Annotated in this window: 8 protein-coding genes and 1 pseudogene; 6 read left to right on the forward strand and 3 right to left on the reverse strand. The window is 70.2% G+C overall.

Annotated elements, in window-relative coordinates:
• Positions 1-148: 148 nt before the first annotated feature.
• Both G5B46_RS24685 and G5B46_RS07720 read left to right on the forward strand, forming a co-directional pair.
• On the forward strand, positions 149-2,275 hold the full coding sequence (locus G5B46_RS24685; RefSeq protein WP_276611518.1) for an ATP-binding protein: 2,127 nt from the start codon (positions 149-151) through the stop codon (positions 2,273-2,275).
• Between the two features lie 72 nt (positions 2,276-2,347).
• Positions 2,348-4,444, forward strand: a complete 2,097-nt coding sequence (locus G5B46_RS07720; RefSeq protein ID WP_240903374.1) for an ATP-binding protein — start codon at positions 2,348-2,350, stop codon at positions 4,442-4,444.
• A gap of 234 nt (positions 4,445-4,678) precedes the next feature.
• On the opposite strand, the gene G5B46_RS07725 is transcribed toward G5B46_RS07720, so the two are convergent.
• From G5B46_RS07725 to G5B46_RS07735, 3 genes are read right to left on the reverse strand one after another with little or no spacing between them, the layout of a single operon-like run.
• Complete coding sequence (locus G5B46_RS07725) at positions 4,679-6,946, reverse strand: hypothetical protein (protein WP_165257432.1); 2,268 nt, start codon at positions 6,944-6,946, stop codon at positions 4,679-4,681.
• Positions 6,943-8,670 carry a hypothetical protein gene (locus G5B46_RS07730; protein WP_165257433.1) on the reverse strand — a complete coding sequence of 576 codons (1,728 nt, stop codon included), beginning with the start codon at positions 8,668-8,670 and terminating at the stop codon, positions 6,943-6,945. The genes G5B46_RS07725 and G5B46_RS07730 overlap by 4 nt, the downstream gene beginning before the upstream one ends.
• Complete coding sequence (locus G5B46_RS07735) at positions 8,667-10,406, reverse strand: FAD-dependent oxidoreductase (protein WP_165257435.1); 1,740 nt, start codon at positions 10,404-10,406, stop codon at positions 8,667-8,669. Before G5B46_RS07735 ends, G5B46_RS07730 begins: the two co-directional genes overlap by 4 nt.
• Positions 10,407-10,707: 301 nt before the next feature.
• On the opposite strand from G5B46_RS07735, the gene G5B46_RS07740 reads away from it, so the two are divergent.
• The 4 genes and pseudogenes from G5B46_RS07740 to G5B46_RS07755 all read left to right on the forward strand — a co-directional run.
• Positions 10,708-12,774, forward strand: a complete 2,067-nt coding sequence (locus G5B46_RS07740) for an ATP-binding protein (RefSeq protein WP_165257436.1) — start codon at positions 10,708-10,710, stop codon at positions 12,772-12,774.
• A 230-nt stretch (positions 12,775-13,004) separates the two neighbouring features.
• Complete coding sequence (locus G5B46_RS07745) at positions 13,005-13,250, forward strand: hypothetical protein (protein ID WP_165257437.1); 246 nt, start codon at positions 13,005-13,007, stop codon at positions 13,248-13,250.
• An 86-nt stretch (positions 13,251-13,336) separates the two neighbouring features.
• Complete coding sequence (locus G5B46_RS07750) at positions 13,337-14,317, forward strand: ABC transporter substrate-binding protein (protein WP_165257438.1); 981 nt, start codon at positions 13,337-13,339, stop codon at positions 14,315-14,317.
• A pseudogene (locus tag G5B46_RS07755) lies at positions 14,314-15,033 on the forward strand (ABC transporter ATP-binding protein); the annotation flags it as partial. The gene G5B46_RS07750 and the pseudogene G5B46_RS07755, both read left to right, overlap by 4 nt.
• Positions 15,034-15,086 lie beyond the last annotated feature (53 nt).

Consider the following 15,086-nt stretch of genomic DNA (forward strand, 5'->3'; position numbering starts at 1 on the left):
CTTAGACGAGCTCGCACAATTTATGCAATCTTGGAGAAAGTCCCTGCACACCAAGCCCCCCACTTAACCAAAAACCGACGTTTCGTGGTCATGGTGGAACCCGACAGCTTCCGGCCGCCTTCGGTTGGAAGCCTGGGGGTTTGAGGACTTGGGTTTCGGCCGCTTCGACATCGCGAGCGATCGCGCGGCGCTGTGGCGTCGCTGGCGGCGGCCGGCGGGGCTGACGCTCGCCTATGTGGCGTCGATGGCCTACAGCCTGTTCCTGACCGGGGCGGCGCAGGAGATCGCCACCATCTGGACGGCCAACGCCGTCATCATCGCCGGCCTGATGACCCTGGACCGCCAGCGCGGCGCGGTGCTGCTGGCGGTGACCACCGTGCTGCACCTGGCGCTGAGCCTGACCACCAGCAACAGCAGCGCCTTCGCCCTGGCCGTGACCATCCTCGACGGCGTGCAGATCGCCGCCACGGCCGCCGCCCTGCGGCTGCTGCGGCTGCCGGGCAAGGTGCGCAGCATGCGTGGCCTGCTGGTGCTGACGGCGGTGTCGGCGGTGTTCACGGCGGTGACCTCGATCGCCGTCAACGGCGTGGCCTCGCTGGCCGAGGGCGGCGGCTTCTGGACCGGCTGGAGCGGCTGGACCACCAGCAACGTCCTGGGCGTGGCCATCGCCCTGCCGACCATCCTGATCCTTCTGGACCGCCGCCACGCCGAGGCCTTTCCCGTGCGCGGCTGGCTGGAGCCGGCCGCCGGCCTGGCGGTGATCGCCGCGGTGTCGTGGACGGTGTTCACCGGCCCGCCGCAGATGCGGGTGCTGGTGTTCGCGCCGGTTCTGCTGGCGGCGTTCCGCGGCGGCCCGCGCGCGGCGGCGCTGTCGGTGATGGCCGCCCTGGCCTTCGCCATCCCCGCGGTGCTGTCGATCGTGGGCCTGGACCCCAAGGCCGCGGCCGAGCCGATGCGCCACCTGCTGCTGTTCCACGTCGTGCTCTATGCGGTGAGCATGGCCGCGGCCCTGGCGCTGAGCCGCCAGACGCGGCTGTCGGCCCTGCTGGTGCGCCGCCAGGCCGCCGCCCGCGCCGCCCAGGCCCGCGCCCAGGCCGCCAACGCCGCCAAGTCGGACTTCCTGGCGACCATCAGCCACGAGATCCGCACCCCGCTGAACAGCATCCTCGGTTTCGCCGCCCTGGTGGCCGAGGACGCCGACCTGTCGCCCGAGAACCGCCGCCGCCTCGACCTGGTCGGACGCGCCGGCCGCTCGCTGGCTGAAATCGTCAGCGACCTGCTCGACTTCGCGAAAGTCGAGGCCGGTCGCCTGGAGCTTGTCCTGACCCCCTCTTCCCCCGCAGCCCTGCTGCGCGACGCCGCCGCCATCATCGCCCCCGAAGCACAAGGCAAGGGCCTGACCGTCACCGTCGAGGTCGAGGGCCGCGAGGGCCAGGATCCCGAGGCGCTGTTCTCCCTGGACGAGACGCGCCTGCGCCAGGTGCTGCTGAACCTGCTCAACAACGCCGTGAAGTTCACCACCCAGGGCGGCGTCACCGCCCGCCTGTCGGTCGGCCCCGATCCTGGCCTGCTGCGCTTTTCGGTGGCCGACACCGGCATCGGCATCGCGCCCGAGGTGCAGGCGCGGCTCTTTCAACGGTTCAGCCAGGGCGACAGCTCGATCAGCCGCGCCTATGGCGGCACGGGCCTGGGACTGGCGATCAGCAAGGCGCTGGTCGGCCAGATGGGCGGGGCGATCTGGGTCGAGAGCGCGCTAGGCGTGGGGGCCGTGTTCCACATCGTCCTGGAGGCGCAGGCCGCCCAGGCCCCCGCGCCCGCGCCGGCCGCCGGCCCCGAGCGGGCCGCCGCCGCCCGCGTGCTGCTGGTCGACGACCACCCGATGAACCGCGAGCTGGGCGATGCTCTGCTGACCCTGGCCGGCTGTCAGGTGTTCACCGCCGAGGACGGCTTCCAGGCCGTGGAGGCCGCCCGCACCGGCGGCTTCGACCTGATCCTGATGGACGTGCACATGCCGGGCATGGACGGCCTGGCCGCCGCCCGGGCCATCCGCGCCCTCGACGGGCCGGTGGGCGACACGCCGATCCTGGCGCTGAGCGCCGACGTGCTGCCCGAGCAGGTGGCCCGCTGCCGCGCGGCGGGCATGGACGGCCACGTGGCCAAGCCGATCCGCCGCGACGAACTGCTGGCGGCGGTGTCGCGGGCGTTGAGCCAGCCGCCGGAGCGCGACCGAACGTCGCACGACGGCCCGGCGCACGGAAAAAGCGCAGCGCCTTAACCCTTTCTCGGGCCGGGCGTGGTGGTAGAGGGTTCCGGTCGCGACAGCGCCCGGATGGGGGACAAAGGGGCCTTGAGCGCACGAGCCGAACGACGGGACCAGCCTGCGGGCGTCCACCTGGCCGGCGTCCGCTGGGGACTGCTGGTGGCGCTGGTCTGCGCCTATGTCGGCTCGTTCCTGTTCAGCGACCTCCTGACCCGCGACAGCAACGGCATGCCCTCGCTGTGGCCGATGAACGCCATACTGGCGGCCGGTCTGCTGCGTATGGACCCGCTGGGCCGGCGGCTGCTGCTGGGCGTGGCCCTGGTCACCAACCTGGCGGTGCACGCCCTGGCCGGCGACCCCTGGACGGTCATCGCCGTCTACACCGCCTGCGACATGGCCGAGAGCCTGGCGGCCGCGGCCCTGACCCGGCGGCTGCGCGGGCCGCGCCCGTCGATCCGCAGCGTGCGCCACGCGCTGGTGCTGGTGGCGGCCATGCTGCCGATCACGGTCACCATCGCCGCCCTGGGATCCAGCGTGGCGGCCCCGGCGGCCGGCGCCGACCTGTGGCCGTTCTTCACCGCCTGGGCCGCCTGCAACAGCATGGGCATGATCATCGCCCTGCCCGCGGCCCTGGTGATCCTCGACCCGACCAACGAGGAGGCCTTCCAGCGGCCGCTGCCGATCCAGGCGGGGCTCTACGCCCTGGTGGCCGCGGCGACGGCCTTCGCCTTCCTCAAGCCCAGCACGCCGATGCCGTTCCTGATCTTCCCGGCGGCGATGCTGGCGGCCTTCCAGCTGGGGCCGCGCGGCGCGGCCTGGAGCGCGGTGATCGTCATCGCCATCACCGCCCCGATGACGGTGGCCGGCGAGGGCATCGCGCGGCTGGCCCCGCGCTGGGCCGAGATCGAGCGCATCCGCATGGTGCAGGCCTTCGTCACCACGATCTTCTTCACCTGCCTGGCGGCGGCCCTGTCGCTGTACAAGGAGCAACGGCTCAAGGGACTGATGGCACGGCGCAGCGCCGCCGCCCGCGCCGCCCGCGCCCGCGCCCAGGCCGCCGGCCGGGCCCGCACCGACTTCCTGGCCACGATGAGCCACGAGATCCGCACGCCGCTCAACAGCGTGCTGGGCTTCGCCAACCTGCTGGCCGAGACCGAGGACGGCCTCAGCCCGGCCGGCCGCCGCAAGCTGGAGCTGATCGCCCAGGCCGGCGGCTCGCTGGCCACCATCGTCGACGACATCCTCGACTTCTCGCGGCTGGAGGCCGGGCGCGTGGAGCTGCGGCCCGAGGCCGTCGACCCGGCCGCCCTGCTGGCCGACGCCGCCTCGATCATCGCGCTGGACGCCCAGACCAAGGGCCTGTCGCTGGCGGTCGAGGCCGACCTGCCGGCGGGCTTCGACTACGCCCTCGATCCGGCCCGCCTGCGCCAGGTGCTGCTGAACCTGCTCAACAACGCCGTGAAGTTCACCGCCGCGGGCGCGGTGCGGGCCAGCGTGCGGCTGGAGACCACCTATCCCGGCGGCCCCGAACGCCTGCGCTTCACCGTCGCCGACACCGGCATCGGCATCGCGCCCGAGGTGCAGGGACGGCTGTTCCAGCGCTTCTCCCAGGCCGACGGCTCGATCAGCCGCGCGTTCGGCGGCGCGGGGCTGGGCCTGGCGATCAGCAAGACCCTGGTCACCCGCATGGGCGGCGAGATCGGCGTCGACAGCGCGCCGGGCCAGGGCGCGACCTTCTGGTTCACCACCCCGGCCGAGCCGGTCTGCGCCGCCGACGGCCCCGCCCCCGAGCAGGAGGCCGCCGCCCGCGTGCTGCTGGTCGACGATCATCCGATGAACCGCGAGCTGGGCGCGGCCATGCTGATCCTGGCCGGCTGCGCGGTCGAGACCGCCGAGGACGGCGACGAGGCCGTGCGCGCCGCCGCGGCCGGCGACTTCGACATCATCCTGATGGACATCCACATGCCGCGCATGGACGGCCTGGCCGCCGCCCGCGCCATCAAGGCCCTGCCCGGAGCAGCCGGCCGCGCGCCGATCATAGCCCTGTCGGCCGACGTCATGCCCCAGCAGATCGAGCGCTGCCGCCAGGCCGGCATGGTCGACCATGTCGCCAAGCCCATCCAGCGCGACGTGCTGATCGCCACGCTGAACCGCTGGCTCGGAGCCGAGACCGAGGCGGCCTAGGGCGGATCGACATTCATCCAACCGCGACGCCCAATAGGCCGATTTTCCCCGCGAAGGCGGGGATGCTCGGTGAAAAATCGGCGCAAGCGATTGAATGTCGATCCGCCCCAAGGCCGCGTACGCCTCAGGCCCCCGCTTTCACCGAGCCACGTCTCGACGACCCAAGGCTTGTCATCCCGGCCGCAACGAAGCAGAGCGCCGGGATGACTGGCGTTTTCCTGGGCTCTCGCCCCCTTAAGAGGACACCGGCTCTTCCTGCGGCTCCAGCCACTCGGCGAGATAGGTGAAGCGCACGCGGTCGTTGATCGGCATCCGCTTGTGCAGGTCGATCAGCGCCGTGATCCGCTGCAGGGCCAGCCCGCCGAACATCCGCCGCTGGGTCTCCGAGCCGCTTTCCAGCGACCGCAGGATCAGCGCGTAGATGTGCTGGGTCTCGCGCAGCGGGCGCTTTTCGGCCTCGGCCTCGTCGATGATCGTCCGAAGACGCCTCAGCACGTCGGCGCGATCGCTTTCCGGGACGGCCTGCAGGTGCGGCAGCGCCGCGGCGAAGATCCAGGCGCCGGCCAGGTTGGTCACCGCCTGGATCTCGAGCCCGAGATAGAGCTCGCGCATGGTCGCCCCGGGAACGGCCGAACCCGAGAAGTTGTCTTCGAGTTCGCTCAGCGCGGTCACGCTTTCGCGCATGCCCACCAGGAAGTATTCGCGCTCCAGCTCGGGCGGCAGATAGTTGGCTCCGCGCGCCGGCCGCTCGCGCCCTTCCAGGCCCAGCCGCGAGATGGCCTGCATCGAGACGGCGGAAAGATAGAGGGTGGCGCGCTCGATGCGGTCGCGCAGGTTCCTCCACTTGTCCTCGACGCCGTTCTTGCCGCGATAGGCGACGATGTTGCGCTCCAGCTGGCGCCGCGCCTTGGCGAACTCCCGGTCCGACCGCATCGAGAACCTCAGGCACAGCGCCCGCAGATAGCAGGCCTCGGCCGCCAGCGCCGGGGGAGCCTTCGAGTCGAGCTTGGCGACGGCCTGGCCCGCGAAGTCCGCCGCCGCGCTCCAGTCCTCGGCCGCCAGGAACAGGCAGGCGACCAGCATGGCGATGTTGGGCTGGCCCGGATTGTTGGATATCCGCGCGTCGGTGTCCTCGGGCAGGGTGCGCTTGGCGATCACCATGTCGACGAACTCGCCCACCGTGCGATGGCCGCCGATGAGACCGTCGAACACCTGCCGGCCGATCGGCTTGAACTGGGCCCGGCGCGACAGCGTCCGCCCCTCCGGGTCGCGGTTGGCGATCGTGGCCGCCAGGGCGCTGTCGAGGACCACCGTCACGTGCTTCTGGCGCAACTGGTCCAGCGTCGTGCGCAGCGTCTCCACGCTGGTCTCGTAGTGCTCGGAGATGAACTCGTTGAGCCCCTTGAAGAGGACGCGGTCGGATTTCTCGAAATACTCGGCGTTCAGGAAGGTCGAGTTCTCCGAGAACGCGCGCCAGGCGGTCTGCAACTCGTCCAGCGACGCCGTCGAAGAACCGACCTCGATCCAGTCGAGGGCCGAGCTGAGCTTGCGGAAGATGCCTTCCAGGTCGCGCGTGTTGGCGTGGCGGTTGCGCGCATAGACCTCGCCCATCGACTTGATGTTCAGCAGGGGCGAGAAGTCGCGCGGCGTGCGCACGAAGTAGGGAATGCCCTCGGACCGCAGTTCGGTGATGCGGGAAGCCACCGCGCGCAGGATCGTCGCGTCGGTGGTGACGAACAGGTAGATGGTCTTGCGATCGTCGAACAGCGCGTCGACGTCGTTGCGATAGAGATCCACCATCGTCGCGATGGCGCGCGCGTCCTGGCTGCGATTGATGTCGCGATTGGGCTGCGCCTGCCCCAGCGCCTGCACCCAATCTTCGACGTCGATCTCGAGGGGACGCCCGGCTTCCCACCCCCACTGGACGTGGTGCAGCGGCGTCACGCTCGGCCGATCGCCCTGCAAGGTTTGCAGCACCTCCTTGAAGTGGGTCTGCGTGTGCAGGGACCTGAGCCAGGCCTTCGGGATCAGTCTCTGCAGTTCCTGCAGCCGGTCCGCGGGCGCGGCGCCGCCGCTCGACAGGATGTCGCGGATGCGCCTGCGGGTCGCCGGGTCGGCGGGCAGCACGGCGGAAAGCCTGCGCTCGATGGCGTAGGATCGGTCGACGATCTCGGTGAAATGCTGGCTCGCCAGATAGGCCGGCTCGCCCCGCTGGCCGGGCAGGCGACCGCTGAACATGTAGTCGGCGGTGAGGCGCTCCATGGCCTCCAGGAACGGGTCGTGCGTGTCGATGCCCAGCAGGCTGGCCAGGTCCTCCATCTGGTTGGACTGGTCTTCCAGGTCGGCGTGGAACAGGAAGACGTTCGTGTCGAAGACGTAGCGGATGCGAACGTCGTCCTTCAGCAGGGCGCGACTGTCCCACTGGTTGCGGCGTAGCGAGCCGCGCAGGTTGGTCGCGGCGCGCTGGTAGTCGGCGAACGAGCGCGGATCGGGGCCGGTCATGGCAGGAGCTCCGCAACCTTCGCCTGGAAGGCTTCAATTTCCTTGGTCATCGCCTCGAAGCTCGGCGGCGGCGGAGCCGCGGGCAGGCCCGAAAGGGCGAGCAGCACCTGCGGGAGCTCGTCCGCCGCCTCGCCCTGCCTGACGACCAGCCCGACCAGCTGGTCCAGCGGACTGGCCAGGTCGTCGCCGTGCGCCTGGGCCCGTTCATGCCCCCGCACCATGCCGACGAGCTCCCGATTGTGCTTGATGACGGCCACGAGGCCGCTTTTGCGCTCGCGCAGCTTTTGCAGCAGCAGCCTGGTGGCGAAGTACGATCCCCAGCGCGGCTCGTTCTCGAAACGCTTGGCGGCCGTGCGCATCAGGCCGTCGCGCCGGTCCGACGACGCCATCGCCATGGCCACCTCGGCCATCGCATAGATCTCGTCGCGCAGGTCTTCGGAGTCCGGCGCCTGCTTCAGCGCCTGGATAGCCGGGGTCAGGCTGAACGCGACCCGCCGGAAGATGTCGTTCTCCAGATCGAAGTTCAGCGGGCTGCCGGGCCGGATCAGGAACTCATGGATCAGCCACCACAGCAGGGTGCGCTCGCGCCCCTTGTTCGGGCGGGGCCGCCGGCTGAGGCGGTCCAGCGCGAAGTGCACGGCCTGCTCGCGCTTGGAGGAGTGGACCTGCTGCAGCGCGGCCATCACTTCCCGCGCGGGGCGATCGGGATTGCCCAGAAACAGGGGGGCGAAGGCGGCGCGCAGGTCGTCGATGCTGCCGCTGGCGTCTCGCCGCCGCAGCGCGTTCGACAGCCATTTGTCGAGGCTGGAGGAATAGCCCTTCTTCGACTGGCGCGGGGCCGCGGCGCGCAGTTCCTCCTTCAGCACCTCCAGGCCGATCAGCCGGGTCTCGTCGGGCGGCGTGCGCAACGGCAGGACGGCGAACCGGAAGCTGGGCGTGCGGCTGAAGCGCAGCCGAGCGCCGCGCGCCGTCCGCGACAGGCCGATGGCCCGCAGTTCGGCCCGCGACAGCGCCATTTCCGGCGCGTCGGCGGCGTAGCGCTTGACCAGCCAGCTGTTGTGCTGGGCCGCCGTCTCGGCGGTGAGCGGCTCCAGTTCGGCGTTCCACAGGACGGTGCGCAGCGGCGCGAACAGGCCGATCGTTCCGCGCCAGCCGACCAGCATGCCGACGGGCGCGCCGCCTTGCGTGAACAGCACCGCCCCGGCGGCGGCCGGCGGCGACGCCAGCGGGCCGACGGGCTCGCACTCGATCACGTCGCCGTAGTCGCGCCGGTCGCCCGAGACGCTCAGGAAGCTGGCGCGACCGCCGATGGCGACGATCCGCCATTGGCTGGCGCTGTCGCCGATGACGAGGTCGAGGGTCTCGCCCAGCGCGTCGACGGGATGCTCGGCCTCGGCCGCTTCGCGCGCGCCCGGGATGGCCGGGTCGACCAGCACGCTCTGGTCGACCCGGAAAAAGGCGACGAGACGGGAGATGCTGGGATGGCCCACGGCGTCGCGGAGGTCCGACGAAGCCTCGAAGACCTGCGGCTTGAGGGAAACGACATGACCGCCGACGCTGATGCGCGGCGACCCGGCGATCCCCACGCCGACGTGCGACACCGCGAACACCTCGCCGTGGCTGTCGCTGACCAGCAGGCCGGCCACGCCCAGGCGGTCACGATCGGACGCGTAAAGCGCCGCGCCCGAGGCGAGCGCGTTTTCATTGACGGAAGCGTCTCTCATGGCAGCGGCGCCGCCGAGGTATCCTGCCCCTTGGGCCGCTGGCGCCGTTCAACGGGAATGCCGAAGACATGCTCTGGAAGACCGGCGATGTCGGCATGCGTCACCTCCGGCACGGAGATCACGTCATCGACCACGAAGCATGGCTCCGGATCACTCCCACCAACCTTGGTCACAGCGCCGAAGCGCTCGGACAGAAAACGATAGGCCAACGGCCACCGGATATTGGCGAAAGCTCCCGGCGTGCGGAAGCGGCAGGGGTACTCTGTGTTCGCGGGCACGAAGTACTTGTTCGGGAAGGAGCCTTCGCTGGCGAAATCTTCTGGCTCCTGCTGCTGTTCGCGGAGCGATTTCACCTCGTTCTTGGTCAGGAACCCGCCAAGCGCGTTGAGTGGACCATGCCGGACGATCACCTTGACCTTTCCAGGGACCGCCGTCTTTTTCCCCTTCTTCTTCAGATAGTAGGCGCCCTCGACACGCTCTAGAGAACCGTGCTCGAAGGTCAGCGCCTTGTGACTGAGCGCAAAGGCCAGAAGCAAGCGGTTGATCGGCGCGGCGCCCAACTCGTAGGGCGCGCTGAAACGCCCCAGAAGCCTGATCTTGTTGGGAAAGCCACCGCTCGCCTTCTTGATGAGAGCATGCTCGAGAAGGTCGCGGGCCGAACGATTCAGCTTCGGCAGCAACGCGGCATATCGCTCGGCGAACAGTTCGGCCCGGCGATTGGCGTCGCTCTCCTTGCGGGCGTCGTCCTCAAGGGCCTGGAAAGCCTCGCGCGGGGAATAGGGTCCGCACTCCAGGGCATCGATGACGTCGAGCGCGAAATCGCCCTTCTTGAAGCCGCCATAGACCAGTCGCAGGCAATCGATCAGGCCGCCATCGCCGGCGCCGCTGATCAGGATCTCCTGCCCTTCCTGACCGGCGAGATTGACCAGCCGATCATCCTTCCAGTAGGGCCGTTGGCTCTCGTCGCCGAGGTTGTCCTCGACGCCGAAACCGATGGCCACCAGCACCAGGTCCGCCTCGATGGTCTCTTTTCGCGTCTCGTCGACGAGGCTCACTCGCTTTGAGACCGGGTCATAGGCCTGGAACTTCAGGTCGTACTCGAAGAGCGGGTCCGACTGCGTCAGATCCTTGACCCTCTTCGGCAGCCTGGGGTCCCGCCGGACGACCTTGTCGGCGTCGTGATCCCACTGGTCGCGGAAGGTCTTGATCACGTTGGGACAGTCCGACGAGTACCAGTCGAAGAACGGCAGGCGCGTGGTGCGGTCCGCGTCGGTGTCCGGCCAGAAATTCACCGTCGGATGGATGTAGCGATGCGTGGAGCCTTCCTGCAGCGTCAGGACGGCGGAGTTGCGCTCGTACAGGCGCACCTTGTAGCCGCCGGACGACAGCGCGGCGAACGCCGTCATCCCGGCGACGCCCGCGCCGACGATGACGATGTCGGTCTCGCTGGAAATCTCCTTGAGCTCCATCAGCGAGCCCACGACGTTGAGGGCGCGCCTCTGCTGCGACTGGAAGCTCACCCGGCTGCCGAACGGGCCGATATAGTAGATCGGGCGCTTGTCCTTGGCCGGCTTGGCGTACTTCAGGTGAAGCAGCATCGCGCCCTTGTCCGGCACCCGCTCGGGCTCGTCGCTGCGCTTCTTCCGCCGATCACCGTCCTTGCCGCCGCCCCGGTCGTCGCCGCCGTCCGCCGCCTCTCGCCTCAAACCCATGCTTTCCCCCAAAAGCTTGAGCACAGGCTAAGTTAACTTTTGCGATTGTCTACGTCATAATTGCACCTTTACGTAGAATTGCCGGTTTCACCGCGAGCCGGCGAAAGGGCGCAACCCAAGATTTTTCACACCCGGAAAACTCCCGCAGGTCGACTCAAAATCGTCCCGCTCGCGCGGGCGACATTCCTTGCCCGCCAAGGAAACCGGCCCCTTGGTCGGATAGTCGACACTACCGAAAGCCATTGCGGCAAAGCGTCACAGAAGGCATTGCTCCCGAAACTGAAACCGTTGTTCGGCGTAGAAGCCGTGGGGAACGGGATCAAGAATGACGCGAAGCGCCGCCCTACAGGAGACCCGCCGTCAGACGGTGCTGCTGCTCGTGCTGGCGGCCGCCTTCGTCGTGACGCAGCTGTTCAGCGACGGCCTGACGCGCGGACCGACGGGCGTGGCGGCCCTATGGCCCGGCACGGCGCTGCTGGCCGTGGGCCTGATGGCGCTGGGTCCGCCCCGCCGCCTGATCCTGACCATCGTCATCGGCGTCCTGCATTTCGCCGTCTGCCTGGCCTTCGGCGACAGCCTGGACCGGGCCCTGGTGTTCACCGCGGTCAACCTGATCGAGGCCTGGGGCGCGCGCGAGGCCGTGCGGCGGGCGTTCGGCGGGCCGCCCCGGGTGCGGACCATGCGCCATCTGGCGCTGCTGGTGACGGTGATCGCCCCGGTGGTGGCGGTGACCGCCGCCGTCGCCGCCGCCCTGCTGAGCCTGCTGGACGGCGCGCCGTTCATGGCCCTGTGGCGCGACTGGTTCGTCAGCGGGGCGCTGGGCATGGCCCTGATCGTGCCCTCGGTGCTGGTGCTGATCGACGCCGAGCACAAGCGCACCTTCCACCGCTCGGCCGGCGAACGCCTGGGCCTCTTCCTGCTGATGGCGGTGCTGACGGCGGCGGTGTTCCACGACACCCGCGCGCCCCTGCCCTTCGTGCTGTTCCCGGCCGCCATCCTGTGCGCCTTCCGCCTGGGCCCGCGCGGGGCGGCCGAAGCGGCCCTGACCATCGCCGTCGTGTCGCTGCCGCTGGGGGTCTGGAACATCTTCCTGGGCCAGCTGCTGGCGCCGTGGAACCCGGCCCAGATGACCCGGCTGATCCAGTGCTTCGTCACCGTGGTGTTCGTCACCGCCCTGGCGGCGGGCCTGGCGCTGGCCCAGCAGGAACGGCTGCGGCGCCTGCTGGTGCGGCGCGAGCAGCTGACCCGCGCGGCCCGCGCCCGGGCGCTGGCGGCGGCCGAGGCCAAGACCGAGTTCCTGGCCACCATGAGCCACGAGATCCGCACGCCGCTGAACAGCATCCTCGGCTTCGCCCAGCTGCTGGCCAGCCGCGGCGACCTGCCCGCCGACGCCCATCGCCAGGTGGGCATGATCGACACCGCGGGCGCGGCCCTGCTGACCGTGGTCAGCGACATCCTCGACGTCTCGCGGGTGGATTCCGGCCAGGTGGAGCTGATGCTGCAGCCGGCCTCGGCCGAGGCGGTGCTGCATGACGCGGTCGGCATCGTCCGCCCGGAAGCCGAGGCCAAACACTTGGCCATCGAGATCGACGTCATCGACCCGGTGGGCGGCCTGCACGACCTGGACGCCCTGCGCCTGCGCCAGGTGCTGCTGAACCTGCTCAACAACGCCGTGAAGTTCACCGAGCGCGGCAAGATCGTCGCCCGGCTGATCGTCGAGCCCGGCGAGGTCGAGGACCGCCTGCGCTTCGAGGTCGCCGACACCGGGGTGGGCGTGCCGATCGAGGACCAGGCGCGGCTCTTCCAGCGCTTCGTGCAGCTCGACAGCGGCGCCACCCGCGCCTATGGCGGCGCAGGACTCGGCCTGGCGATCAGCAAGTCGCTGGTCGAGCTGATGGGCGGCCGGATCGGGGCCGACAGCGCGCCGGGACACGGCTCGTGCTTCTGGTTCGAACTGCCGGCGGCCGAGGCCGAGCCCCTGGCCGCGCCGGTGCGCGAAGTCGCCCGCGACCCCAGGGCCGCCCGCATCCTGCTGGTCGACGACCATCCGATGAACCGCGAGATCGGAGTTGGCCTGCTGCGCCTGGCGGGCTGCCACGTCGAGACCGCCGAGAACGGCCGCCAGGCCCTGGCGGCGGCCGCGCGCGGCCATTTCGACATCATCCTGATGGACATCCACATGCCCGAGATGGACGGCCTGGCCGCCACCCGGGCCATCCGCGGCCTGGAAGGCGCGGCCGGCCGCGTGCCGATCATCGCCATGAGCGCCGACGCCCTGCCCCAGCAGGTGGAGCGCTGCTTCGCCGCCGGCATGGTCGACCACATCGCCAAACCCGTGCAGCGCGAGGTGCTGTACGCCAAGGTCGGGCGCTGGCTGGAGGCGGGCTCCTAGAGACCCTCTCCCCGTGGGAGAGGTGTCGGCGAAGCCGACGGAGAGGGGCGTGGCGCGATCGCCGGCCTGAACCCCGCAAGCTGAAAACGCCCCCCCTCCGGCGCTCCGCGCCACCTCCCCCAGAGGGGGAGGATCTTTGTCGGCGCGTCGCCTGGAACATCGGATTCCGGATTGCCAAGCTTGGCGCTTTTGCCCGAGGCTTGCGCACCTTGGGCCGAAACGAGGACGTCATGCTCCCGTACATCCTGGCGATCGCGCTCGTACATGCCGGCATCTACGGCCGCCGGCTGCTGGGCGGGCCCGCCTCGATCCTCAAGGACATCGGCTTTCTTTGCGTGACCGCCAGCCTGCTGGCGGGCGCCCTGCTGGTCAACGCCGGCGCGAGCGTCGTCGTCGGGCTGCTCGCCTCGATCTGCGGCGTGATCGCCGCCGCGATCGTCATCGCCAAGGGGCATGTGCGCGAAACCCACGGCTGAGCTCGGCGACAGGAAGCCTTGAAAGGCTTTGCCTGAGGGATCGCCCCCGCTAACCTCCGCGCCGCACCGCACCCGGGGGATCCGCCATGACCTTTTCGCGCCGCGCCGTGACCGCCGCCGGCCTCGCCCTGCTGGCGAGCGCCTGTTCGCCGACCAAGAAGGACGCCGCGCCGGGCCTGACGAAGCTGAAGCTGGCCACGGACTGGCGGGCGCAGGCCGAGCTGGGCGGCTACTACCAGGCGGTGGCGACGGGCGAGTTCGAAAAGCGCGGGCTGGACGTCTCCATCGTCCAGGGCGGTCCGGGCGTGAACGTGCCCCAGCTCTTGGCCACCGGCGCGGTGGACGTCGGCGTCGGCTCCAACAGCTTCATCGTGCTGAACCTCGCCAAGGAGGGCGTGCCGGTCAAAGCCGTCGCCGCCTACATGGACAAGGACCCGCAGGTGCTGATCGCCCATCCGGGAACGGGCGTCGCCAGCATCGCCGACATGAAGGGCAAGCCGATCCTGCTGTCGGACGCCTCGGTGACGGCCTTCTGGGTGTGGCTGAAGGCCAAGCACGGCTTCACCGACGCCCAGGTGCGCAAGTACAACTATTCGGTCGCCCCGTTCCTGGCCGACAAGAGCCTGATCCAGCAGGGCTACGCGACCTCCGAGCCCTATCTGATCGAGAAGGCGGGCGGGGAGAAGCCGGCGGTGTTCCTGCTGGCCGACGACGGCTATCCGGCCTACGCCTCGTTCGCCCTGGTGACCGACAGGATGATCGCCGACAAGCCCGCCCAGGTGCAGGCGATCAGCGACGCCATCGCCGCCGGCTGGAAGAGCTATCTCTACGGCGACGCCAAACCCGGCGACGCCCTGATCCTCAAGGACAACCCCGAAATGACCCAGGACCTGCTCGACCAGGCCCGGGACAAGATGCGCGGCTACGGCATCGTGCCCAAGGACGGGATCGGCGCCATGACCGACGCGCGCTGGGCGCAGTTCTTCGACGTGGCCGCCGACCAGGGGGTCTATCCGAAGACCCTCGACTACAAGCAGGCCTACAGCCTGGCCTTCCTGCCGAAGTGACCATCGCCTCTCTCCAGGCCGTCGAGGTCGACTATCCGCGCGGCCGGGCCCTGGGGCCGGTCGACCTTGCGCTGGCCGCCGGCGAGGTGGTGGCGCTGGTCGGGCCGTCGGGGTGCGGCAAGTCGACGGCGCTGCGGCTGCTGGCCGGGCTGGAGCAGCCCACGCGCGGAACCGTGAGCCGCGCGGCCGGCAAGGGCGAGACCTCGGTGGTGTTCCAGGCCCCCACCCTGGCGCCGTGGATGAGCGCCGCGGCCAATGTCGCCCTGCCGCTGGAGCTGGCCGGCATGCAGAAGGCGCAGGCCCGGGCCAAGGCGCGCGAGGCCCTGGCCAAGGTCGGCCTGGACGGCGCCCAGGACGCCCGCCCCGCCCAGCTGTCGGGCGGCATGGCCATGCGGGCCTCGCTGGCCCGGGCGCTGGTCACGGCTCCGCGCCTGCTGCTGCTGGACGAGCCGTTCGCGGCCCTGGACGAGATCACCCGCCGCGCCCTGGCCGACGACGTGCTGGCCCTGTGCGCGGCGCTGTCGCCGGCCGTGGTGTTCGTCACCCACAATGTCGAGGAGGCCGTCTACATGGCCGGCCGCGTGGTGGTGCTGACGCCGGGACCGGGCGTCGTGGCCGGCGAGGTCGTGGTCGAGGGGCCGCTGGTGCGGCCGGCGGGGTTCCGCACCACCGCGGCGTTCCGCCAGACGGTGGAGGCGGTTTCCGCGCTGCTGGCGCAGCCCCCTCAGTCGGCTTCGCCGACAGCGCCCCCAGAGGGGGAGCATCTAAA

The sequence above is a fragment of the Caulobacter sp. 602-2 genome (assembly GCF_011043625.1).
GTDB lineage: Bacteria > Pseudomonadota > Alphaproteobacteria > Caulobacterales > Caulobacteraceae > Caulobacter.

Coding starts and splice junctions, on each gene's coding strand:
- G5B46_RS07725 (WP_165257432.1), bottom strand. CDS start 6,946: ATGACCGGCCCCGATCCGCGCTCGTTCGCCGACTACCAGCGCGCCGCG.
- G5B46_RS07730 (WP_165257433.1), bottom strand. CDS start 8,670: ATGAGAGACGCTTCCGTCAATGAAAACGCGCTCGCCTCGGGCGCGGCG.
- G5B46_RS07740 (WP_165257436.1), top strand. CDS start 10,708: ATGACGCGAAGCGCCGCCCTACAGGAGACCCGCCGTCAGACGGTGCTG.
- G5B46_RS07745 (WP_165257437.1), top strand. CDS start 13,005: ATGCTCCCGTACATCCTGGCGATCGCGCTCGTACATGCCGGCATCTAC.
- G5B46_RS07750 (WP_165257438.1), top strand. CDS start 13,337: ATGACCTTTTCGCGCCGCGCCGTGACCGCCGCCGGCCTCGCCCTGCTG.